Annotated in this window: 19 protein-coding genes; 17 read left to right on the plus strand and 2 right to left on the minus strand. The window is 71.8% G+C overall.

Going from position 1 to position 23100, the window contains the following annotated elements; genetic code table 11:
* Position 1: 1 nt before the first annotated feature.
* The gene (locus tag BUE45_RS26265) at positions 2-1264 is read right to left on the minus strand and encodes a TolB-like translocation protein (protein WP_073383108.1); all 1263 of its coding nucleotides are present in this window, start codon (positions 1262-1264) and stop codon (positions 2-4) included.
* A gap of 148 nt (positions 1265-1412) precedes the next feature.
* On the opposite strand from BUE45_RS26265, the gene BUE45_RS26270 reads away from it, so the two are divergent.
* The 17 genes from BUE45_RS26270 to BUE45_RS26350 all read left to right on the plus strand — a co-directional run bounded on the left by BUE45_RS26270 (position 1413) and on the right by BUE45_RS26350 (position 21198).
* Positions 1413-2123: a demethylmenaquinone methyltransferase gene (locus BUE45_RS26270; RefSeq protein ID WP_073383110.1), complete on the plus strand. Its 711-nt coding sequence runs from the start codon at positions 1413-1415 to the stop codon at positions 2121-2123.
* Between the two features lie 509 nt (positions 2124-2632).
* Positions 2633-3949 (plus strand): geranylgeranyl reductase family protein, encoded by a 1317-nt coding sequence (locus BUE45_RS26275; protein ID WP_073383113.1) that lies wholly within the window; start codon positions 2633-2635, stop codon positions 3947-3949.
* Between the two features lie 137 nt (positions 3950-4086).
* Positions 4087-4446, plus strand: coding sequence for an NADH-quinone oxidoreductase subunit A (locus tag BUE45_RS26280; RefSeq protein ID WP_073383115.1), 360 nt, complete (start codon positions 4087-4089; stop codon positions 4444-4446).
* A 64-nt stretch (positions 4447-4510) separates the two neighbouring features.
* Positions 4511-5056, plus strand: a complete 546-nt coding sequence (locus BUE45_RS26285; RefSeq protein WP_073383117.1) for a NuoB/complex I 20 kDa subunit family protein — start codon at positions 4511-4513, stop codon at positions 5054-5056.
* A 1-nt stretch (position 5057) separates the two neighbouring features.
* Positions 5058-5798, plus strand: a complete 741-nt coding sequence (locus BUE45_RS26290) for an NADH-quinone oxidoreductase subunit C (RefSeq protein ID WP_073383120.1) — start codon at positions 5058-5060, stop codon at positions 5796-5798.
* 34 nt (positions 5799-5832) lie between these two features.
* Positions 5833-7128, plus strand: a complete 1296-nt coding sequence (locus tag BUE45_RS26295; RefSeq protein ID WP_073383123.1) for an NADH-quinone oxidoreductase subunit D — start codon at positions 5833-5835, stop codon at positions 7126-7128.
* A 38-nt stretch (positions 7129-7166) separates the two neighbouring features.
* Positions 7167-7880, plus strand: coding sequence for an NADH-quinone oxidoreductase subunit NuoE (gene nuoE / locus BUE45_RS26300; RefSeq protein WP_143173492.1), 714 nt, complete (start codon positions 7167-7169; stop codon positions 7878-7880).
* Positions 7877-9196 (plus strand): NADH-quinone oxidoreductase subunit NuoF, encoded by a 1320-nt coding sequence (gene nuoF, locus BUE45_RS26305; protein WP_073383128.1) that lies wholly within the window; start codon positions 7877-7879, stop codon positions 9194-9196. Before nuoE ends, nuoF begins: the two co-directional genes overlap by 4 nt.
* Positions 9193-11652 carry an NADH-quinone oxidoreductase subunit G gene (locus BUE45_RS26310; RefSeq protein ID WP_073383231.1) on the plus strand — a complete coding sequence of 820 codons (2460 nt, stop codon included), beginning with the start codon at positions 9193-9195 and terminating at the stop codon, positions 11650-11652. Before nuoF ends, BUE45_RS26310 begins: the two co-directional genes overlap by 4 nt.
* Complete coding sequence (gene nuoH, locus BUE45_RS26315) at positions 11649-13016, plus strand: NADH-quinone oxidoreductase subunit NuoH (RefSeq protein WP_073383130.1); 1368 nt, start codon at positions 11649-11651, stop codon at positions 13014-13016. Before BUE45_RS26310 ends, nuoH begins: the two co-directional genes overlap by 4 nt.
* Positions 13009-13560, plus strand: coding sequence for an NADH-quinone oxidoreductase subunit NuoI (gene nuoI / locus BUE45_RS26320; RefSeq protein WP_073383132.1), 552 nt, complete (start codon positions 13009-13011; stop codon positions 13558-13560). Before nuoH ends, nuoI begins: the two co-directional genes overlap by 8 nt.
* Positions 13557-14498, plus strand: a complete 942-nt coding sequence (locus BUE45_RS26325; protein WP_073383134.1) for an NADH-quinone oxidoreductase subunit J — start codon at positions 13557-13559, stop codon at positions 14496-14498. The genes nuoI and BUE45_RS26325 overlap by 4 nt, the downstream gene beginning before the upstream one ends.
* Positions 14486-14785 carry an NADH-quinone oxidoreductase subunit NuoK gene (nuoK, locus tag BUE45_RS26330; protein WP_013156051.1) on the plus strand — a complete coding sequence of 100 codons (300 nt, stop codon included), beginning with the start codon at positions 14486-14488 and terminating at the stop codon, positions 14783-14785. Before BUE45_RS26325 ends, nuoK begins: the two co-directional genes overlap by 13 nt.
* Before the next feature lie 14 nt (positions 14786-14799).
* Positions 14800-16743: an NADH-quinone oxidoreductase subunit L gene (gene nuoL / locus BUE45_RS26335; RefSeq protein WP_073383136.1), complete on the plus strand. Its 1944-nt coding sequence runs from the start codon at positions 14800-14802 to the stop codon at positions 16741-16743.
* 3 nt (positions 16744-16746) lie between these two features.
* Complete coding sequence (locus BUE45_RS26340) at positions 16747-18369, plus strand: NADH-quinone oxidoreductase subunit M (RefSeq protein WP_073383139.1); 1623 nt, start codon at positions 16747-16749, stop codon at positions 18367-18369.
* Entirely contained in the window at positions 18366-20006 is a 1641-nt protein-coding gene (gene nuoN / locus BUE45_RS26345) for an NADH-quinone oxidoreductase subunit NuoN (RefSeq protein ID WP_073383142.1), read from the plus strand. Before BUE45_RS26340 ends, nuoN begins: the two co-directional genes overlap by 4 nt.
* A gap of 187 nt (positions 20007-20193) precedes the next feature.
* The gene (locus BUE45_RS26350) at positions 20194-21198 is read left to right on the plus strand and encodes a polyprenyl synthetase family protein (RefSeq protein ID WP_073383144.1); all 1005 of its coding nucleotides are present in this window, start codon (positions 20194-20196) and stop codon (positions 21196-21198) included.
* A gap of 284 nt (positions 21199-21482) precedes the next feature.
* Here BUE45_RS26350 and BUE45_RS26355 read toward each other — a convergent pair whose 3' ends face one another.
* Complete coding sequence (locus BUE45_RS26355; protein ID WP_073383147.1) at positions 21483-22937, minus strand: hypothetical protein; 1455 nt, start codon at positions 22935-22937, stop codon at positions 21483-21485.
* Positions 22938-23100: the final 163 nt, after the last annotated feature.

Raw genomic sequence — 23100 nt, forward strand, 5'->3', positions numbered from 1 at the left:
TTCAGCCCAGGGGGAACATGCCCAGGCGCGCGTGGTACTCGCCCGCCAGGCGCTCGGTGTCACTGCCGACGTAGAGGCCGTCGGGCGTGGCGTGCAGCGCCTCCACGCCGTGCCCGCGGGAGCGGCCCGGGTTCCAGGCCAGGGCGCGGCCGGTGCGCGGGTCCAGGGCGGCGATGCCCTCCCGGGCGACCGAGCCCGGGCCCGGGTTGAGCGCGCCCTGCTCGTTGTCCATCCAGCGCTGGTGGCCGCCCGCGTACACCGCGGCCCCGGTCGCCTCGACCGCGTACAGCGAGTCGCCGCCGGTCTTGTTGACCCAGGTGGGCTCGGCGTTCGCCGTGTCGTTGTTCTCGAACCGCACCACCGACTTGCACAGTCCGGGCTTGACCTGCGGACCGCCCCCCGTCACCAGCACGAAGTAGGACCCGTCGGGCGCGAAGTCGATCTGGCGCATGTAGGTGTACACCCGCGAGTAGTCGCACTCCGGCTCGAAGGCCCGGGTGGACCACCGCGTCGGCTTCCCGGTCGCGGCGTCCAGCATCGCGATCTGGTACCGGTCCAGCCCGTCCACCTTGGTGAACGTCCCGTCGATCACCAGCCGCCGCCCGTCCGGGCTCAGCGCCAGGTCCTGCACCCGCAGGTTTCCGCGGCGCTGCTCGGCGACCTGCGGGGCGAACGCGGTGTCCACCGCACCGGTGACCGGGTCCAGCCTCGCCAGGGTCGGGCGCGCGGTCCCGCCGATCCCGGGGAAGGACCCGCCGACGTACAGCCGGGAGCCGTCGGTGGCCAGCCGGTTGGCGGACCCGCCGTCCAGCGTGGCCGTGAACGCCGCGACCCGCGAGCCGTCCGTCAGCCGCATCCGGGCCAGCCCGCGGGCGTCGGTGTCGTTGACCGTGCGGAAGGAGCCGCCGATGACCACGGTGCCGTCGGGGCCCGGGACCACGGAGTTGACGGTCCCGTCCACCCGGGGGGAGAACTCGCGCAGGATCCGCCCGGTGCCGTGCTCGAACGCGAAGATGTTGGGCAGCCGGTGGGTGCGCCCTCCGTCGGCCTCGGCGACGGAGTCGAACTCCCCGGCGACGACGACGGTGTTCCCGACGCGCAGGATGTCCTTGACCGCGCCGTCCAGGACGTGCGGCGTCCACTGGACCGGGCGCTCGCTGACCGCGGACCGGTGCGCGGTGTGGTCGGCGGCGGCGGGGGCCGCGGCCCCGAGCGGGACCAGCAGGGCCAGGCCCAGCGCCAGGGCGGTGAACTTCGGTTTCACAGGACGTTCTCCTCGGTCGCGCGATGGGAGGGGACACGACCGATTCTTGCAAAGAGTCGCACCCTAATCACATACAGTAACCAAGGTGGCGCGGAAGGGTGCCCTCCCCGCGGCGCGGCGGCGCCGGGGCGGCCGTACTCTGGTGGGCATGGCCCGCGCTGAACTCGACAAGAAGCCCCAGGACGTCGCGGCGATGTTCGACGGTATCGCCGACCGTTACGACCTCGTCAACGACGTCATCTCCCTCGGTCAGGACCGCGCCTGGCGCCGGGCGACCGTCAACGCCGTCGACGCCCACAGCGGTGAGCTGGTCCTGGACCTGGCCGCGGGCACCGGAACCTCCTCGGAGTCCTTCATCCGCAAGGGCGCCAGGGTGATCGCCTGCGACTTCTCGCTGGGCATGCTGTCCACGGGCGTGCGCCGCCGCGGGGGCGCGTCCCGGGGCGGGGTCACCTTCGTCGCGGGCGACGCGCTGCACCTGCCCTTCGCCGACGGGACCTTCGACGCGGTGACGGTCTCCTTCGGCCTGCGCAACGTGAACGACGTGGACCTGGCCCTGCGCGAGCTGCTGCGGGTCACCAAGGTCGGCGGCCGTGTGGTGATCTGCGAGTTCAGTCACATCCCGGTCGGGTTCGTCGACCGCCTGTACTCGACCTACCTGATGGCCGCCCTGCCCAAGATCGCGGGCGCGGTGTCCGGCAAGGGCGAGTCTTACGACTACCTGTCGGAGTCGATCATGGCCTGGCCCGCCCAGGCCGACCTGGCCCGGCACCTCCAGGACGCGGGCTGGTCCCGGGTGGCCTGGCGCAACCTGTCCTGCGGGATCGTCGCCCTCCATCGCGGCTTCCGCGAGCAGTAAAACCGACATAAGGCGCTTTGTGTCAACTTCTTCTTAAATAGCTTCAAAGCTCGCAAAACCCGGAGAACTCCTGTGTTCTCCGGGTTTTTGTTGTGCCCACTGTGGCGGGTGTGGTGATGAAAAGAGTGATGAGCTGCGTGCTTGTCGGCATGTGGTGTCTTTGGTGGCTCTCGTGTGCCTATGGGGCGATTGAGAATGTTTCGCTCCGTATACCCCCCGGGGCTCGCAACCCGACGCGCAGGGGGCTAGACTGCCGAAAAGAAGCTTGTGAAGTGCTTCACAAGGGCACGAGGGATGGGGCACATGACCCTATGTCCGACATGACATAGGTCCCCAACCGTACAAAGCACGTGGTCACGGCCCCCGCACACAGAGCCACGCGGCGGACCGTAACCCCGGACACCCCGTAACACCGAGAGAACACGACACAGGACAGCCCCCCGTGAGCGGGTCGGAACCCCGCACAGGCCCGCCACGGTGCACCCGCGCGAGCAGTCGAGGACACACCCGTGAGCGAGACAGCCACCTCCTCTCCCGACCTCAGAGGCCGAGGCCGGGACCGCATCGAGTACGACGCCGACGTCATCGTCGTCGGCGCCGGACCGTCCGGCTCCACCACCGCCTACTACCTGGCCCAGGCCGGGCTGGACGTCCTCCTGCTGGAGAAGACCGCCTTCCCCCGGGAGAAGGTCTGCGGCGACGGCCTCACCCCCCGGGCGGTCAAGCAGCTCACCTCCATGGGCGTCACCTTCGAGGACGAGGGCTGGGTCAAGAACCACGGCCTGCGCATCGTCGGCGCCGGCGCCCGCCTCGAACTCCCCTGGCCCGACCTGGCGGCCTACCCCGGGTTCGGGCTGGTGCGCACCCGCTTCGACTTCGACCAGATCCTGGTCGACCGCGCCGTGACCGCGGGCGCCAAGCTCCTGGAGCGCACCACCGTCACCGGCCCCCTCATGGACGAGCGCAGCAACCGCATCGTCGGGGTCCAGGCCAAGAACGCCGACCGCGAACCCGTGTCCTTCCGGGCGCCGCTGGTCGTCGCCGCCGACGGCAACTCCTCGCGCCTGTCCGTCGCCATGGGCATCCGCAAGCGCGACGACCGCCCCATGGGCGTGGCCGTGCGCACCTACTTCACCAGCCCCCGCCACGACGACGACTACCTGGAGTCCTGGCTGGAGCTGTGGGACAGGAGCGGCGACAAGGACGTGCTCCTGCCCGGCTACGGCTGGATCTTCGGCGTGGGCGACGGCACCAGCAACGTGGGCCTGGGCATCCTCAACTCCACCGCGTCCTTCCAGGACGTCGACTACCGCAAGCTGTTGCGGCGCTGGACCGACTCCATGCCGCCCGAGTGGGGCTTCACCGAGGAGAACCAGACCACCCCGATCCGCGGCGCCGCCCTGCCCATGGGCTTCAACCGCGTCCCGCACTACTCGCGCGGCCTCATGCTCGTCGGCGACGCGGGGGGCATGGTCAACCCCTTCAACGGCGAGGGCATCGCCTACGCCATGGAGGCGGGCAACATCGCCGCCGACGTGATCGTGCAGGCGCACGGGCGCACCACCCAGCAGACCCGCGAGCGCGCCCTGCTGCGCTACCCGCAGGTCCTCGCCGACACCTACGGCGGCTACTACACGCTGGGCCGCTACTTCGTGAAGATGATCGGCCAGCCCGAGTTCATGAAGTACGCCACCAAGTACGGCCTGCGCCAGCGCACCCTCATGAAGTTCGCGCTCAAGATGCTCGCCAACCTCACCGAACCCACGCAGGGCGACGCCATGGACCGGGTCATCAACGGCCTGTCCAAGATCGCCCCCGCGGCATAAGCGGCCCCGCACCCCGGTGCGGCCGCCCGCAGCCGTGACCGGGGCCGGGACGGATCAGAGAAGAGCCCGCACAAGTGAAAGCAATCACAAGCGCGACGCCCCGCGCCCGCGCCGACCAGCCGGAAGGAGGGTGACCGGTGGAGCTCTACACACCGATCTTCGTGCTCGGCGGAATCGGCGCCGCGTTCGTCGTGGTGTCCATGGTCGCCGGGGCGCTGCTGGGACCCAAGCGCTACAACCGAGCCAAGATGCAGGCCTACGAGTGCGGTATCGAGCCCACTCCGCAGCCCGCCGGCGGCGGCCGTTTCACCGTCAAGTACTACCTGACGGCGATGATGTTCATCGTCTTCGACATCGAGATCATCTTCCTCATCCCCTGGGCCGTGCACTTCGACGCCCTCGGCTGGTTCGGACTGGTCGCGATCGTCCTCTTCCTGGTGAACGTCTCCATCGCCTACGCCTACGAGTGGCGCCGCGGGGGCCTGGAATGGGACTGACCCCGCGACCCCCCGCACCCCGCGTCCGCACCCCGCAGCCCCGCCCGGAGGAGGTCCGCAGCTGATGGGACTCGAAGAGAAACTGCCCAGCGGTGTCCTGCTCGGAACCGTCGAACAGGTCGTCGGGCTCGCCCGCAAGAGCTCGATGTGGCCGGCCACCTTCGGCCTGGCCTGCTGCGCCATCGAGATGATGGCCGTCGGCGGCCCCCACTACGACCTGGCCCGGTTCGGCATGGAGAAGTTCGGCGCCACGCCGCGCCAGGCCGACCTCATGGTCGTCGCCGGGCGGGTGAGCCAGAAGATGGCCCCCGTCCTGCGCCAGATCTACGACCAGATGCCCGAGCCCAAGTGGGTCATCGCGATGGGCGTGTGCGCCTCCAGCGGCGGCATGTTCAACAACTACGCGATCGTGCAGGGCGTGGACCACATCGTCCCGGTCGACATCTACCTGCCGGGCTGCCCGCCCCGCCCCGAGATGTTCCTGGACGCGGTGCTCAAGCTGCACGACAAGGTGCAGAACACCAAGCTCGGCGCGCACCGCGAGCAGGAGATCACCGAGACCGAGGAGCGCATGCTCCGCCGGTCGCTTCCCCTGGTGAGCAAGGACTGACATGAGTACCGACAACGAGCGCGAACGCGACGAGGAGGCCGCGCGCCTCCCCGACCGGATGGGCGAGGAGCGCCTGGCCGCGCCGATCAAGCGCACCGGCATGTTCGGCACGGGCACCTCCGGGGACACCTCCGGGTTCGGGCTGCTCCAGGTGCGGGGGAGCGCTCCCGTCTCCTCGCAGCGGCCGTTCACCGACCCGGACGACCCGCGCACCGCCGACTTCGACCGCGTGGCCGACGACCTGGAGGCCGCCCTGGGCGACTCCGCCGGGGCCGTGGAGCGGGTGGAGGTCTCCCACGGGGAGATCACCTTCCACGTGCTCCGCGAGGCGCTGCCGGAACTGGCCCGCGTCCTGCGCGACGACCCGGCCCTGCGCTACGAGCTGTGCCTGGGCGTGACCGGCGTCCACTTCCCCGACCGGGAGGGGCGCGAGCTGCACGCGGTCTACCAGTTCCGCTCGATCACGCACAACAGCGAGATCCGGGTGACCACCACCTGCCCGGACACGGACCGGCACATCCCGTCGATCGTGGCGGTCTACCCGACCAACGACTGGCACGAGCGCGAGGCCTGGGACTTCTTCGGCATCGTCTTCGACGGCCACCCGGCCCTCACCCGCATCCAGATGCCCGACGACTGGCACGGCCACCCCCAGCGCAAGGACTACCCGCTGGGCGGCATCCCCGTCGAGTACCGGGGCGCCACCGTGCCCCCGCCCGACCAGCGGAGGTCGTACACATGACCAGGTTCGGCACCCTTCGGAAGGGGGGCACGGCATGACCGTCACCGAGGACTACATCGACGCCTCCGGCGGCGACTGGGACGACGTCATCGAGAAGGCGCAGGCCACCAGCGCCGAGCGCCTCGTCGTCAACATGGGGCCCCAGCACCCGTCCACCCACGGCGTGCTCCGCCTCATCCTCACCCTGGACGGCGAGACCTGCACCGAGGCCCGGGTCGCCATCGGCTACCTGCACACGGGCATCGAGAAGAACATGGAGTTCCGGACGTGGACGCAGGGCACCACGTTCGTGACCCGCATGGACTACCTGACGCCGCTCTTCAATGAGACGGCGTACTGCCTGGCGGTCGAGAAGCTGCTGGGCGTCGAGGACCGCATCCCGGACCGCGCCAGCGTCATCCGCGTGATGATGATGGAGCTCAACCGGATGGCCTCGCACTTCGTGGCGATGGCGACGTTCGGCATGGAGCTGGGCGCGACCACCGTCATGACCAACGGGTTCCGCGAGCGCGAGATGATCCTGGACGTCTTCGAGCTGGTCACCGGGCTGCGGATGAACCACGCCTACGTCCGTCCCGGCGGGGTCGCCCAGGACCTGCCGCCCGGCGCGGTCGGCAAGGTCCGGGAGCTGCTCAAGGAGATGCCCGAGCGCATCAAGGTCATGCGCAAGCTCCTCGACGAGAACCCCGTCTACCTGGCCCGCACCAAGGACGTCGCCTACCTCAACCTGCCCGGCTGCATGGCCCTGGGCGTCACCGGGCCGCTGCTGCGGGCCTCGGGGCTGGCGTACGACCTGCGCAAGGCCAAGCCGTACTGCGGCTACGAGGGCTACGAGTTCGACGTCCCGGTCTCCGACGGCGGCGACGTGTACGCCCGCTACCGGGTGCGCATCGCCGAGATGGAGGAGAGCCTCAAGATCATCGAGCAGTGCCTGGACAAGCTGGCCCCGGGCCCGGTGATGATCGAGGACGCCAAGATCGGCTGGCCCGCCAAGCTGGCCCTGGGGCCCGACGGCATGGGCAACTCGCCCGACCACATCGCGCACATCATGAGCAGTTCCATGGAAGCGCTGATCCACCACTTCAAGCTGGTCACCGAGGGCTTCCGGGTCCCGGCCGGCCAGGCCTACACGGCCGTCGAGAGCGCCAAGGGCGAGCTCGGCTGCTACGCGGTCAGCGACGGGGGGACCCGCCCCTACCGCGTGCACTTCCGGGACCCGTCCTTCACCCACCTCCAGGCCGTCGCCGCCATGTGCGAGGGCGGCACGGTGGCGGACGTGATCGCGGCCGTGGCCAGTATCGACCCGGTGATGGGAGGCGTGGACCGGTGAGCGGACACGACCACGACCACGACCACGGCGCGCCCGCGATCCCGGAGGGGACCGACGCGTTCCCCGCCGAGGTCGTCGCGCGCCTGGAGCAGGACGCCAAGGAGATCATCGGCCGCTACCCGCGGCCCCGGTCCTCGCTGCTGCCGCTGCTGCACCTGGTGCAGTCGGAGGAGGGCCACGTCAGCCGGGCCGGGATGCGCTTCTGCGCCGACCAGCTCGGCATCACCCTCGCCGAGGTGAACGCGGTCGCCACGTTCTACACCATGTACCGCCGCCGCCCCGGCGGCGACTACCAGGTGGGGGTGTGCACCAACACCCTGTGCGCCGTGATGGGCGGGGACGAGATCTTCGCCGCGCTCAAGGAGCACCTGGACGTCGGCAACAACGAGACCACCGAGGACGGCAAGGTCACGCTGGAGCACGTCGAGTGCAACGCGGCCTGCGACTTCGCGCCGGTCGTGATGGTCAACTGGGAGTTCTTCGACAACCAGACCCCCGACTCGGCCAAGCGGCTCGTGGACGACCTGCGGCTGGGCAACGACGTCGCGCCCACCCGCGGCCCGGCGAGCCTGTGCACCTGGAAGCAGGCCTCCCGCGTGCTGGCCGGGTTCGACGACGGGCGCGCCGGAGAGGGAGTGCAGGCCGCCGGCCCCTCGCTCGCCGGACTCACCGTCGCCCGGGAACGCGGCTGGACCGCGCCCGACCCGGCGAACCTCCCCCGTCCCGCCCAGGGTGAGGAGGAGACCGAATGACCACCCTGACCCCGATCCTGTCCCACAACTGGGACCGGCCCGACTCCTTCACCCTGGAGGGGTACCGGGACGACGGCGGGTACCGTGCCCTGCGCAAGGCGCTGGACATGGAGCCCGCGGCCATCGTCGACCTGGTCAAGCAGTCCGGGCTGCGCGGGCGCGGCGGCGCCGGATTCCCCACCGGCATGAAGTGGGGGTTCCTGCCCGCCGACAACCCGAACCCGCGCTACCTCGTCGTCAACGCCGACGAGTCCGAGCCCGGGACCTGCAAGGACATCCCGCTGATGCTCGCCAACCCGCACTCGCTGGTCGAGGGCGTGGCGATCGCCTCCTACGCGATCAAGTCGAGCCAGGCGTTCATCTACGTCCGCGGCGAGGTCGTCCACGTCATCCGCCGCCTGCGCAAGGCCGTCGCCGACGCCTACGCCGCCGGGCTGCTGGGCAAGGACATCCTCGGCACCGGCTTCGACCTCGACGTGGTCGTCCACGCCGGGGCCGGGGCCTACATCTGCGGCGAGGAGACCGCCCTGCTGGACTCCCTGGAGGGCTACCGGGGCCAGCCCCGGCTCAAGCCGCCCTTCCCCGCCGTCGCCGGGCTCTACGCCTCGCCGACCGTGGTGAACAACGTCGAGTCCATCGCCAGCGTCCCCAGCATCGTCCTGGGCGGCGCGGAGTGGTTCACCTCGATGGGCACCGAGAAGTCCGCCGGGTTCGGCTTCTTCTCCCTGTCCGGGCACGTCACCCGGCCGGGCCAGTACGAGGCCCCGCTCGGCGTCACCCTGCGGGAGCTGCTCGACATGGCGGGCGGGGTCCGCGAGGGCCACAGCCTCAAGTTCTGGACGCCCGGGGGCTCCTCCACCCCGATCTTCACCGAGGAGCACCTGGACACCCCGCTCGACTTCGAGTCGGTGGGCGCCGCCGGGTCCATGCTCGGCACCCGCGCCCTCCAGATCTTCGACGAGACCACCTGCGTGGTCCGCGCCGTCGGACGCTGGATCTCCTTCTACGCCCACGAGTCCTGCGGCAAGTGCACGCCCTGCCGCGAGGGCAACTACTGGATGGTCCAGGTCCTGGACCGCCTGGAGCGCGGGGAGGGGTCCGAGGCCGACCTCGACAAGCTCCTGGACATCTGCGACAACCTGCTCGGCCGGTCGTTCTGCGCCCTGGGCGACGGCGCGACCAGCCCGGTCACGTCGTCGATCAAGCACTTCCGCCAGGAGTACATCGACCACGTGGAGCAGGGCGGCTGCCCCTTCGACCACGCCAGGTCCACCCTGTGGGCGGACCGCACGACCACGACGGGAGGGAACCCGTGACCGTCACGTCCAACACTCCGGGCGGAGCGGCCCCCGCGCCGCCGCCCGAGGACCTGATCACCGTCACCATCGACGGCTTCCGGATCCAGGTGCCCAAGGGCACCCTCCTCATCCGCGCCGCCGAACTCCTCGGGATCCAGATCCCGCGCTTCTGCGACCACCCGCTCCTGGACCCGGTCGGGGCCTGCCGCCAGTGCCTGGTGGACATCCCCGACATGGGCAACGGGCGCGGCATGCCCAAGCCGCAGGCGTCCTGCACCATCACCGTGATGGAGGGGATGGTGGTCAACACCCACCTCACCTCGCCGGTGGCGGAGAAGGCCCAGCGCGGCATCATGGAGTTCCTGCTCATCAACCACCCGCTGGACTGCCCGGTCTGCGACAAGGGCGGCGAGTGCCCCCTACAGAACCAGGCCATGTCCACCGGGCGGGGCGAGAGCCGGTTCATCGACGTCAAGCGGACCTTCCCCAAGCCGGTCCCGCTGTCCAGCCAGGTGCTGCTCGACCGGGAGCGCTGCATCCAGTGCGCCCGCTGCACCCGGTTCGCGGCGCAGATCGCCGGGGACCCGCTCATCGAGCTGATGGAGCGCGGCGCCAAGGAGCAGGTCGGCATCGCCGGCGGCGAGCCGTTCAACTCCTACTTCTCCGGCAACACCGTGCAGATCTGCCCGGTGGGCGCCCTGACCGGGTCGGCCTACCGGTTCCGGTCCCGCCCCTTCGACCTGGTCTCCACCCCCAGTGTCTGCGAGCACTGCGCCGGCGGCTGCGCCCAGCGCACCGACCACCGGCGCGGCAAGGTCACCCGCCGCCTGGCCGGCGACGACCCGCAGGTCAACGAGGAGTGGAACTGCGACAAGGGCCGGTGGGCGTTCGCCTACGCCACCCAGGGCGACCGGCTCTCCCGCCCGCTCGTGCGCGACGAGGACTCCCGGGCCCTGGAGTTCGCCTCCTGGCCCGAGGCCGTCTCGATCGCCGCCTCCCGGCTGGCCGCCGCACGCGGCCGGGTCGGCGTCCTGACCGGCGGGCGCCTCACCTACGAGGACGCCTACGCCTACGCCAAGTTCGCCCGGATCGCCCTGGGCACCAACGACGTGGACATGCGGGCCCGCGCCCACTCGCGCGAGGAGGCCGACTTCCTGGCCGCCCGCGTGGCCGGGACGCCCGTCGCCACGGACTTCACCGCCCTGGAGAAGGCCCCGGCCGTGCTCCTGGCCGGGTTCGAGCCCGAGGACGAGTCGCCCTCCACGTTCCTGCGGCTGCGCAAGGGCCACCGCAAGCGCCGGCTCAAGGTCTACTCGGTCGCCAGCCACGCCAGCCTGGGGCTCACCAAGGCGGGCGGCACCCTCATCGGCACCGCCCCCGGCGAGGAGGCCCGCGTCCTCAACGCCCTGGAGGACACCGCACCCGAGGCCGTCGAGGCCCTGGGCGCGGAGGGCGCGGTCATCATCGCGGGGGAGCGGCTGGCCGCCGTCCCCGGGGCGCTCACCGCCGCCGCGGCGCTGGCCGACCGCACCGGCGCCCGCCTGGTGTGGATCCCGCGCCGGGCCGGGGAGCGCGGCGCCGCCGACGCCGGAGCCCTGCCCGGGCTGCTGCCCGGCGGCCGGCCCGTCGCCGACGACTCGGCCCGCGCCGAGGTCGCCCGCGCCTGGAACGTCGGCGCCCTGCCGACGGAGCCCGGTCGCGACACCGCCGCCATCATCGAGGCCGCCGCCCGCGGCGACCTCGACGCGCTGGTCATCGCCGGGGTCGAGCTGGACGACCTGCCCGACCCCGAGGCCGCCCGCGCGGCCCTGGCCCGGGTGCCGTTCATCGTCAGCCTCGAACTGCGCGCCAGCGAGGTCACCGACCGCGCCGACGTGGTGTTCCCCGTGGCGGCCGTCGCCGAGAAGTCCGGCACCTTCGTCAACTGGGAGGGCCGCCACCGGCCCTTCGGCGCCGCGCTCAAGGTGCCCGGGGCCCTCTCCGACCTGCGGGTCCTGGCGGCCCTCGCCGACGAGATGGACGTCCACCTGGGCCTGCCCGACGCCGCCTCCGCCTACCGCGAGCTGCTCGAACTGGGCCTGTGGGCGGGGGAGCGGGGCTCCGGTCCCGCCGTCCGCCCGGCGGACGCGGTGCGGCCCCGCTCCGGCGAGGCCCTGCTGTCCACCTGGCGCCAGCTCCTGGGCACCGGGCGGATGGAGGACGGCGAGCCGTTCCTCGCCGGCACGGCCCGGCCCGCCCGCGCCTACCTGTCCAAGGCCACGGCCGACGAGGTCGGGGTGCCCGACGGCGGATCGCTCCGCGTCACCGGCACCCGGGGCTCGGTCACCGTCCCCGTGGTCGTCACCGACATCGCCGACCGGGTCGTCTGGCTCCCGGCCAACGCACGGGGCTGCGACATCCGTCGCGACCTCGGCAGCGGCGCGGGCGAGACGGTCCTGCTGTCGGCGCCGACCACCGCCGGGAGGCACCAGTGACCCCCGTCGCCACCAGCGTGGCGCACCTGGCGTCGGAGGAGACGCTCAGCGCCTTCGGCAACGACCCGTGGTGGATCACCACCATCAAGGCGCTCGCCATCTTCGTCTTCCTGATGGTCTGCGTCCTGATGATGATCATGGCCGACCGCAAGGTCATGGGCCGCATGCAGCAGCGGCACGGCCCCAACCGGATGGGCCCCTGGGGCCTGCTCCAGTCCCTGTTCGACGGGATCAAGCTCTCCCTCAAGGAGGACCTGATCCCCGAGGGGGTCGACCGGTTCGTCTACATCGCCGCGCCCCTGATCGCCGCGGTCCCGGCGTTCATCGCCTTCGCGGTCATCCCGATCGGTCCCGAGGTGAACCTGTTCGGGGTCATCACCCCGCTCCAGCTCACCGACCTGCCCATCGCCGCCCTGGTCGTCCTGGCCACCGCGGCGCTGGGGGTGTACGGGTTCGTGCTCGGCGGCTGGGCCTCCCAGTCGCCCTACGCCCTGCTCGGCGGCCTGCGCGCCTCCGCGCAGGTGATCAGCTACGAGATCGCGATGGGCCTGTCGTTCGTCGCGGTCTTCATCATGTCGGGCACGCTCACCACGTCCGGGATCGTCGAGGCCCAGCGCGGCCTGTGGTTCGCGGTGCTGCTGCTGCCGTCGTTCCTCATCTACCTGGTCACGATGGTCGGCGAGACCAACCGCCTGCCGTTCGACCTGGCCGAGGGCGAGGGCGAGATCGTCGGCGGCTTCATGACCGAGTACGGGTCCATGAAGTTCACGATGTTCTTCCTCGCGGAGTACGTGAACATGTGCACGGTCGCGGCCGTGTCCGTCACGCTCTTCCTCGGCGGCTGGTACGCCCCCTTCGGGATCGGCACCGCCTTCCCCGGGGCCAACGAGGGCTGGTGGCCCGCCCTGTGGTGGCTGCTCAAGTTCGTCGGCGTCATGTTCCTGTTCATCTGGGCGCGCGGCAGCCTCCCCCGGGTCCGCTACGACCAGCTCATGCAGCTGGGCTGGAAGGTCCTCATCCCCATCCAGCTGGTGTGGATCACCGCGGTCGCGGTCGTGCGGATGCTCATCCTGGACGACGCCTCCCCGATCGTCATCGGCGCGGTCGTCGCGGCGTTCAGCGCCGCCACCCTCGCCGCGTTCTACGCCTGGCTCCGCTCGGTCCGCAGGGCCAGGGAGCAGGAGGCGGTCCGGCGCGCCGAGAACACCCGCCGCGCCCACGAGGACTCCGCCTTCGGCGGCTTCCCGGTGCCCCCGAGCACCGCACCGCACTACGGCAGCAGCGTGCTCGCCGAACCGCCGCGGACGGCTGCCGCCTCCGCGACCCAACGCGTCAAGCAGAAGGGGGAGGTCACCGGTGCTTGATTGGCTCAATCCCGTCAAGGGTTTCGGCGTCACCTTCCACACCATGTTCAAGAAGGTGCCCACCGTCGAGTACCCGGAGGTCAAGCGCCCCACGGCGCCGCGCTTCCACGGACGGCACCAGCTGAACAGGTGGGCGGACGGGCTGGAGAAGTGCATCGGGTGCGAGCTGTGCGCCTGGGCCTGCCCCGCCGACGCCATCTACGTCGAAGCCGGTGACAACACCGACGACGACCGCTACTCGCCCGGCGAGCGCTACGGGCGGATCTACCAGATCAACTACCTGCGCTGCATCCTGTGCGGGCTGTGCGTGGAGGCGTGCCCGACACGCGCCCTCACCATGACCAACGAGTACGAGCTCGCGGACGACAGCAGGCAGAGCCTGATCTGGACCAAGGAGCAGCTCCTGGCCCCCCTCAAGGAGGGCATGGAGGCGCCGCCGCACCCCATGCGCCTGGGCGAGACCGACCTGGACTACTACGCCACCGGCCGCGGCCAGCACGGCTCCCAGGACGGGCACCACGAGGGCACGGAGGCGGTCCGATGACCTCCGCCGTCCCCCTCGCCGCGCCGCACGAGGTCCACCTCGCCGCCCCCATCGGCGGCGGGGAGGCCGCGGCCTTCTGGATCCTGGGCGCCGTGGTCCTGCTCGGCGCCCTAGGCGTCGTGTTCTCCCGCAAGGCCGTCCACTCGGCCATGTCCATGGCGCTGACCATGGTGGGCCTGGCGATCTTCTACGGGATCAACGCCGCGCCCTTCCTCATGGTCGTGCAGATCGTCGTCTACACCGGCGCGGTCCTCATGCTGTTCCTGTTCGTCCTGATGCTCGTCGGCGTCAGCTCCGCGGACTCCCTCAAGGAGACCCTGGGCGGGCAGCGGCTGCTCACCGCCGTCGTCGCCCTGGGTTTCATCGGCGCCCTGGCCACCGGCATCACCCGCATCTCCGTGGGCGACCCGGTCGGCCTGGCCGCCGGGACCGCCGCCGCGGGCGGCAGCATCCCGTGGATCGCGGGCGAGCTGCTGCTGCGCTACGTGGTCGCCTTCGAGGCCACCGCCGCGCTCCTGGTCACCGCGGTCCTGGGCGCCCTGGTGCTGGCCCACACGACCCGCACCAAGAAGCGGCGCACCCAGCGGGAGATCTCCGAGGACCGCATCCGCGGCGACCACCCCACCCCGCTGCCCGGGCCCGGCACCTACGCCCGGCACAACGCGATCGACATGCCCGCGCTGCTGCCGGACGGCCAGGTCGCCCGGCTCTCGCTCAACCCGGTGCTCACCGCCCGCGACCCCGAGTACCAGTCGCGGGTGCCCGAGGACGTCCGGGCGGGGCGCCCGCCGCTGCCCGGCGGCGGGTCGGACCCGGCCCGCTCCGAGGAGGGCGGACCCACCGCCGGGGACCACCCGCGGGAGGCGGACGCCGACACCGCGGACGGCGTCCGCGAGAACGGCGACGGCCAGGAGGTGGAGTCCACATGGACCCGATGAACTACATCGTCCTCGCGGCGCTGCTGTTCACCATCGGCGCGGTCGGCGTGCTCGTCCGGCGCAACGCGATCATCGTCTTCATGTGCGTCGAGCTGATGCTCAACGCCTGCAACCTGGCGTTCGTCGCGTTCGCCCGCATGCACGGGGACATCGAGGGGCAGGTCATCGCCTTCTTCGTGATGGTCGTCGCCGCAGCCGAGGTGGTGGTCGGCCTCGCGATCATCATGCAGATCTTCCGAACCCGCAGGTCGGCGTCGCTGGATGACGCCAACCTGCTCAAGCACTAGAAGGCGACGTGGCAGTGCAACATCACACTCACCTCGCCGCCGAGACCGGGACGGCGGTGGCCGCGGACGGCGCGGTGCTGTCGAACGCCTGGCTGCTCGTCGCCCTGCCGCTGGTCGGCGCGGCGGTGCTGCTGCTGGGCGGCAAGCGGACCGACTCCTGGGGCCACCTGCTCGCCACGGCGCTGCCGGTGGGCTCCTTCGTGTGGGCGCTCCTCATCCTGTTCGACCTCCTGGGCCGGGCGGAGGACGCGCGCAGCGTGTCGGTGCCCGTCTACGAGTGGTTCTCGGTCGGCACGTTCAACGTCGGGGTGGACCTGCTGGTCGACCCCCTCTCCATCAGCTTCGTCCTGCTGATCACCTTCGTCGGATCGCTGATCCACGTCTACTCGATCGGCTACATGTCCCACGACCCGGGGCGGCGGCGCTTCTTCGCCTACCTCAACCTGTTCGTGGCGGCCATGCTGGTGCTGGTCCTGGCGGACAACTTCGCCCTGCTGTTCCTGGGCTGGGAGGGCGTGGGCCTGGCCTCCTACCTCCTCATCGGGTTCTGGCAGTACAAGCCGTCGGCCGCCGCCGCGGCCAAGAAGGCGTTCGTGATCAACCGGGTGGGCGACATGGGCCTGCTCGCCGCGATCATGATCATGTTCACGGCCCTGGGCGCGGTGAGCTTCAGCGAGGTCTTCGCCGCCGTCCCCGGCGCCGGGAACGGCGTCCTGGTCGCCATCGGCCTGTGCCTGCTGCTCGGCGCCTGCGGCAAGTCGGCGCAGCTGCCCCTCCAGGCCTGGCTGCTGGACGCGATGGAGGGCCCGACCCCGGTGTCGGCGCTCATCCACGCGGCGACCATGGTCACCGCGGGCGTCTACCTCATCGTCCGCGCCGGGCCGGTCTTCGAGGCCGCGCCCGCCGCGCAGACCACCGTCGCGGTGGTCGGGGCCGCCACCATGCTCGCCGGCGGGATCATCGCCTCCGCCAAGGACGACATCAAGAAGTCCCTGGCCGGTTCGACGATGAGCCAGATCGGCATGATGGTGCTGGCCGCCGGGCTCGGCCCGGTCGGGTACGTCGCCGCCATCGCCCACCTGATCACGCACGGCTTCTTCAAGGCCGGGCTGTTCCTGGGCGCGGGCTCGGTCATGCACGCCATGGACGACGGCGTCGACATGCGCCGCTACGGCGGCCTGGCCCGGGTCATGCCCGTCACCTTCGCCACCTTCGGACTCGGCTACCTCGCCATCATCGGCGTCCCGCTGCTGTCCGGCTGGTGGACCAAGGAGAGCATCATCACCGAGGCGTTCGGCGTCGGCGGCACCCAGGGCATGGTCCTGGGGTCGGCGATCATCGTCGGCGCCGGGCTCACCGCCTTCTACATGTCCCGGATGTTCTTCATGACCTTCCTGGGCGAGAAGCGGTGGGACGAGGGCGTGCACCCGCACGAGTCGCCGGTGAGCATGACCGCCCCCATGGTGGTGCTGTCGATCGGCTCCGTGTTCCTGGGCGCCTTCCTGGTGTTCGGCGACCGGTTCGCGAACTTCCTGGCGCCCGCCATCGGCGCCCAGCCGCACCACTTCGACCTGGCGCACGCCTTCACCTCGCCCTACGGGCTCGCCGCCCTGGGCGTGCTGGTCGTCGGGGTGGCGGCGGCCTGGGCCGTGTACCTGCGCCGCCCGGTCGCGCGCACCGCCCCCGAGGGCAACCCCGTCACCGTCGCCGCCAGCCGCGAGCTGTACGGCAACGAGATCAACGAGGGGCTGTTCGTGGGCCCGGGCCGGGTCCTCACCCGGGCGCTCGTCGTCATCGAGGAGAAGGTCATCGACGGGGTCGTCAACGGGCTCGGCGCGGGCGTGCGCGACTCCTCCCGCGGGCTCGGGCGGGCGCAGACCGGGTTCGCCCGGTCGTACGCGCTCACCATGCTCTTCGGCGCCGTGATCGTCGCCGCGACGCTTGTTGTGAGGTTGTAGACAATGATCCCCTGGCTCACCATCGCGATCGCGCTCCCCGCGGTCGGCGCCCTGCTCGTCTGGGCGCTGCCGCGCACCGGGGCGGGCGGGCGGGAACAGGCCGCGGCCTCGGCCGCCGCCCAGGCCCGGAGCGGGGGCGGTACCGCCACGGCGGTCCGCGCCCCCGCGGCCGCGGCCACCGGCGCGGCCTCCGCGGAGAACGCCAAGCGCATCACGCTCGGCGTCTCCCTGGCCACGCTGGCCGTGCTCGTCGTCATGACCCTGCGCTTCGACCCGTCGAACGCGGGCTCCCTCCAGTTCGTGGAGGAGTACCCGTGGATCCCGCGCTTCGGGGTCCACTTCGCCGTCGGGGTGGACGGCATCGCCCTCGCCCTGATCCTCATGTCGGCGATCCTGGTGCCGCTGGTCGTCCTGGCGGCCTGGCGGGAGCACGACCACCGGGAGGACGGCGGACGCGGCTACTTCGCGCTCATCCTGGCCCTGGAGGCCATGATGATCGGGGTCTTCGCGGCCACCGACGTCTTCCTGTTCTACGTGTTCTTCGAGGCCATGCTCATCCCGGTCTACTTCATGATCGGGCGCTACGGGCGCGGGGACGAGCGGGCCAAGGCCGCCGTCAAGTTCCTGCTCTACAGCCTCGCCGGCGGCCTCATCATGCTGGTCGCCGTCATCGGGGTGTTCGTCCACGGCGGCACCTTCCTCTGGGCCGACCTGGTCGGGGAGAACGGGGCGCTGGCCGGCCTCGACCCCTCCACCGCCCGCTGGCTGTTCCTCGGCTTCTTCATCGCCTTCGCGATCAAGGCGCCGATGTGGCCCGTGCACACCTGGCTGCCGCAGGCCGCCGGGTCCTCCAGCCCCGGCACCGCCGTGCTGCTGGTCGGCGTCCTGGACAAGGTCGGCACCTACGGCATGCTCCGCTTCTGCATGGAGCTGTTCCCGTCGGCCGTGTCCTGGTTCGTGTGGCCCGTGGTGGCGCTCAGCCTGGTCAGCATCGTCTACGGCGCGATCCTCGCCATCGGGCAGACCGACATGATGCGCCTGGTCGCCTACACGTCGGTCTCCCACTTCGGGTTCATCACCCTGGGCATCTTCGCGCTGACCCCGCAGGCCCAGACCGGGGCCGCGCTGTACATGGTCAACCACGGGTTCGCCACCGGCGCCCTGTTCCTGATCGTGGGCCTGCTCGTGGCCCGCCGCGGGTCCTCGCTCATCAAGGACTTCAGCGGCGTGCAGAACGTGGCCCCACGGCTCGCCGGGGTCTTCCTGGTGGCCGGCCTGGCCGGGCTCGCCCTGCCGGGGCTGGCGCCGTTCGTCAGCGAGTTCCTGGTGTTCGTGGGCGTGTACGCGTTCAGCCCGGCGCCCGCCCTGATCGCCGTCATCGGCGTCGTGCTCGCCGCGCTCTACATCCTGTGGATGTACCAGCGCACCATGACCGGGCCCACCGCCGACGGCGTGGCCGGGTTCAAGGACCTGTCCGCGCGCGAGGCGTGGGCCGTCGGTCCGCTGCTCGCGCTCATCCTCGCGTTCGGGCTGTACCCGCAGCCGCTGCTCGACGCGATCGAACCGGCCGCGGAACGCACCGTGGTGTCCACGGTCGGCTCCGCCGAGGAAGGAGGCGCGGAGTGATCCCCCAGGACCTCCCCGTCATCACCCAGGAGGCACCGGTCCTCGACTGGTGGCTGCTGGCGCCGCTGCTCACGCTGTTCGGCGGCGCGATGCTGGCCGTGCTGTTCGAGGCGTTCGTACCCGCCGCGCGCCGGCGCCTGCTCCAGATCGGCGTGGCCGCCCTGTCGCTGCTCGCGACGTTCGTGCTCATCGTGCTCCAGGTCGGGTCGCTGCCCGACGGGCAGGCGGGGGTGACCGTCGGCGTCGGCTCGCTGGCCGTCGACCGGACCGTGCTGTTCTTCCAGGGCACCATCGCGGTGCTCGCCCTGGTGAGCCTGCTGCTCATCGCCGAGCGCCGCGACGGCCGGGACGCGTTCGCCGCCCAGGCCGCCGCGGTCCCCGGCAGCGAGGAGGAGCGCGCGCACATCCTCGCCGGGACCCAGCACACCGAGATCTACCCGCTGGTGCTGTTCGCGGTGCTGGGGATGCTGATGTTCCCCGCCTCGAACGACTTCCTCACCATGTTCATCGCCCTGGAGGTGATGAGCCTCCCGCTGTACCTGATGTGCGGGCTCGCCCGCAGGCGCCGCCTGTTCTCGCAGGAGGCCGCCGTCAAGTACTTCCTGCTCGGGGCGTTCTCCTCGGCGTTCTTCCTGTTCGGCGCCGCCATGGTGTACGGCTACGCCGGGTCGGTGAACTTCGGCGAGGTGCGCGCCGCCGTGGAGAACGGCGGGGCGGCGATCTTCCAGGACGGCGACGGCCGGGCACTGCTGCTCATGGGCATCGGCCTGGTCGCGGTCGGCCTGCTGTTCAAGGTCGGCGCGGTGCCGTTCCACAACTGGAAGCCGGACGTGTACCAGGGTGCTCCCACCCCGGTCACCGCGCTCATGGCGTCCTGCACGCTGGTCGCCGCGTTCGGCGCCCTGCTGCGGGTGTTCTTCGTCCCCTTCGGCGGCAGCGCCGGGGACTGGGAGCCGGCCCTGTGGATCGTCGCGGTGCTCACGATGGTGGTCGCCGCGATCGTCGCGGTGTCCCAGCGCGACATCAAGCGGCTGCTGGCCTACTCCTCGGTGGTCCACGCCGGGTTCATCCTCACCGCCGTGGTCGCGGGCAGCACCGACGGCCTGGCCGGGGCGATGTTCTACCTGGCCGCCTACGGGTTCACCACCCTGGGCGCGTTCGCCGTGGTCACCCTGGTCCGCACCGCCGACGGCGGGCAGGAGCAGGGCGACCTGGACCGGTGGGCCGGGCTGGGCCGCCGCCACCCGCTGCTGGCGGGGGCGCTGGCCCTGTTCCTGCTGGCGTTCGCGGGCATCCCGCTCACCAGCGGCTTCATCGGCAAGTTCGCCGTCTTCCAGGCCGCCGTCGCGGCCGGGGCCACCCCGCTGGTGGTCGTCGGCGTGCTCAGCAGCGCGGTCACGGCGTTCTTCTACGTCCGGATCATCGTTGTGATGTTCTTCCGGGATCCGGAGGCCGACGGGCACACGGTCGTGCGGGCCGGCGCCGCCACCGGCGGGGTCATCGCCATCGGCGTCGCCGCCACCCTGCTGCTGGGCGTCTACCCCGGCCCGGTGCTGGACAACCTGCTGCCCTCGCCGGACGGCTCGCAGGAACCGGTATCGGTCATGGTGGACCAGGCCTCCACCGAGGCCGGATAACCAGGGAAGATCACGGTCCGGGCCGGTTGAGCTGCGGTTTCATTCCGGTCCGGACCGTATCCGGGTGTGGCTTTGGATGATCATTCCCGGTCGGATACCGTGGCAAGTCGGATCATGTTCATGTGCTGAGCACGCGGCGCCCGCCGAGCGGTCGCCGCCGTGCCCGTTCGACAGGTGGAGCTTTACGGTGAGCGGTGCTGTCCCGAGCGGGTTTCTCGCTCTGCCGAGAGTCGACTCGACCCTCGCCCGGGAGGTCCAGGACGGTCTCGAAAAGGTCGAGGACCTCCTGAGGGAGTCGGTCCGGTCGAGCGACCCCATGCTGACCGAGGCCGCCTCCCACCTGCTGGAGGCCGGGGGCAAGCGGTTCCGGGCGATGCTGGTGCTGCTGGCCGCCCACTTCGGCGATCCCGACATGCCCGACCTCGTCCCCGCCGCCGCCGTGGTCGAGCTGACCCACGTCGCGACGCTCTACCATGACGACGTCATGGACGAGGCGGAGCTGCGCCGCGGCCGGCCCAGCGCCAACCAGCGCTGGGGCAACACCATCGCCATCCTCACCGGCGACTACGTCTTCGCCAAGGCGTCGGAGATCCTCGCGGACCTGGGCACCGAGGCGGTCCGCCTCCAGGCCCAGACGTTCGGCCGCCTGGTCCAGGGGCAGATCCTGGAGACCTCCGGCCCGCCCGAGGGCGTCGACCACCTCGACCACTACCTGCGGGTCATCGGGGACAAGACGGCCTCCCTCATCGCCTCCTCCGCCGAGTTCGGCGGCATGTTCGGCAAGGTCGACCCGGAGACCACCGCGACCCTGACCCGCGCCTGCGACGCGCTGGGGATGGCCTTCCAGCTCGCCGACGACCTCATCGACGTGGCCGCCGAGTCCCGCGAGTCCGGCAAGGTGCCCGGCACGGACCTGCGCGAGGGCGTGCTGACCCTGCCGATGTTCTACGCGCTGCGCTCCACCGACCCGGCCGACGAGCGGCTCAAGTCGCTGCTGGGCCGGCCGCTGGACGACACCGAGGCCGAGGAGGCGCTGGAGCTGCTGCGCGCCCACCCGGCCATGGCCGAGGCGGAGAAGACGCTCCGCGGCTGGTCCGACAAGGCCCGCGCCGAGCTGGCCACGCTGCCCGCGGGCCCGGCGCGCGACTCGTTCGAGGCCCTGTGCGACTACGTCGTGGAGCGCTCCGGCTGACCCCCGGGCCGCCGCGCCCTGACGCACCGCCACGGCGCCGCCCCGCGAGGGGCCGGCGCCGTTCCCGTTCCGGGCGCCCCGGGCCCGGCGCAGTCCCGCCCTCCGCGCCACCGCGCGGCCCCCGTGGAGGCCCGTCCCGCCGCGGCCCGGCGACACCTCCCCGGACACGCCGACGGCGCCGCCGGAGCGGCGCCGTCGGGCCTGCGGGAAAGAGCGGTGGGACGCCCCCGGGCGCGTCGGGGGCGCCCCGGTCCCGGGCGGGTGCGGTGCCCGGGGGGAGCCGCCTAGCTCACGAGGGGCAGCGCCTCGGAGCCGGGCAGCGGGTTCAGGAAGGTCGGGTGCGACACCATGCCCTCGGGGGTGGGCGGGGCCTCGGCGGTGCCGCCCTCGATGGCGACGAGGTCGCTGGTGTCCAGGTCCTCCAGCAGCGCGGGGCCGCGGCTCAGCCCGGCCACCAGGTCCTCCACCGTGGTCATGTCCGGCCCCTCCGCCAGGGTGGGCAGCGACGAGGTGTCGGCCAGCTGCGGCAGGGTCTCGTCCACGGCGGGCACGCCGGTGCCCACCCGGGGCAGCTCGGCGTCGGCCAGCGGGCCGTCCAGGGCGACGGTCTCGGCCGAGCCCAGGTCGGAGGCGCCCGTCATCAGGGCGTTGGTGAGGTCGGTCAGCCCCGGCACCTGCTCCGCGTCGGGCATCTGCGCGACGGAGGGCGTCTGCACGACCGCCGGGCCCCCGGACAGCTCGGGCAGCTGCGGCCGGCTCTGCTGCTCCCGCACGGGCAGCGAGGTGATGCTCTCGTCCAGGTTGCGGTTGCCGACCGCGCCCAGGACCTCCTCCTCGCCCAGGCTCACGTAGTTGTCGTCGGTGACCGGGTTGGACTCCACCACGTCCTGGAGGGCCTTGGGCGTCTCCAGCCCGAACGCGTGGGCGAAGTCCCACATGTTCGGGACGACGGGCGCCTGGGCGTCCTCGGCGCTCTGCCGCACGGTTCCCGGGGCGGGCAGCGCGGGGGCCACGTCCAGGACCTCGTTGATCCCCAGGCTGTTCTCGCGGGTCAGCGCGGTGGGGTCGGACAGGTCGACCGACTCGGTGACGGCGCCGGCGTCGGGCAGCCGGGAGGCGTCCAGGCCCTGCACCAGCTCCGCGGGCCGGGGCAGGTCCGAGACGGTGGGGACGCCCATCTCGTCGCGGAGGTCGTGCACCGCGACCACCGTGTGGGGGAGCACCTCCGAGGCGGTCTCCTCCAGGGACCCGCCCGCGCTCTGCGCCGTGGTCCCGAACTCCTCGCCCGCCTCGGTGGCCCGCCGCTCGACCGCCGCGCCCAGGTCGTGCCCGATGGTGTCGTGGGGGTTGCCGTCCAGGCCGGTGGCGTCCTGCGTCGCGGCGACCGCGTCGGCCAGCGCAGCGGTCGGGTTGGCGATCCCGCCGAGCGGGGTGGCGATCTCCGACTCACCGGCGGGCAGCGCCGCCGCCAGGTCGGGGGCGGGCTTCTCGGGGTTGCGGGAGGTCTCCTGGAGCTCGGCGAGCGCGGTCCCGGCGACCGGGCCCACCCCGCCGGGGAAGGCGGTGTTCATGGTCGGGGCGACGCCCTCCACGAGCGTCCGCTCGACGACGGGGGCGAGTTCGGCGACCGGGGAGGAGAGCGCCTCGGCGCCCGAGACACCGGCGCCGAGGGCGACGAAGCCCGCCGTTCCGGCGGCGAGCAGGACGGCCCTGGCTGAGATGCTCTTGGCCTGCGACATGGGATTCCTTTCGGAAGGCTCTGTGGTTGCGGAGTGGTTCGGGGCCGCCGCGACATCGGGTCGCGGCCTGCCGGGAGCCGGTGGACCACCGGCTGACGTGAATCACGTGAGCGGGACCGCGGCGGGGCGGTACGGGGCACGGGACTCAGGTCAGCTCCCAGAG

It is taken from the genome of Nocardiopsis flavescens, assembly GCF_900141985.1.
GTDB lineage: Bacteria > Actinomycetota > Actinomycetes > Streptosporangiales > Streptosporangiaceae > Nocardiopsis > Nocardiopsis flavescens.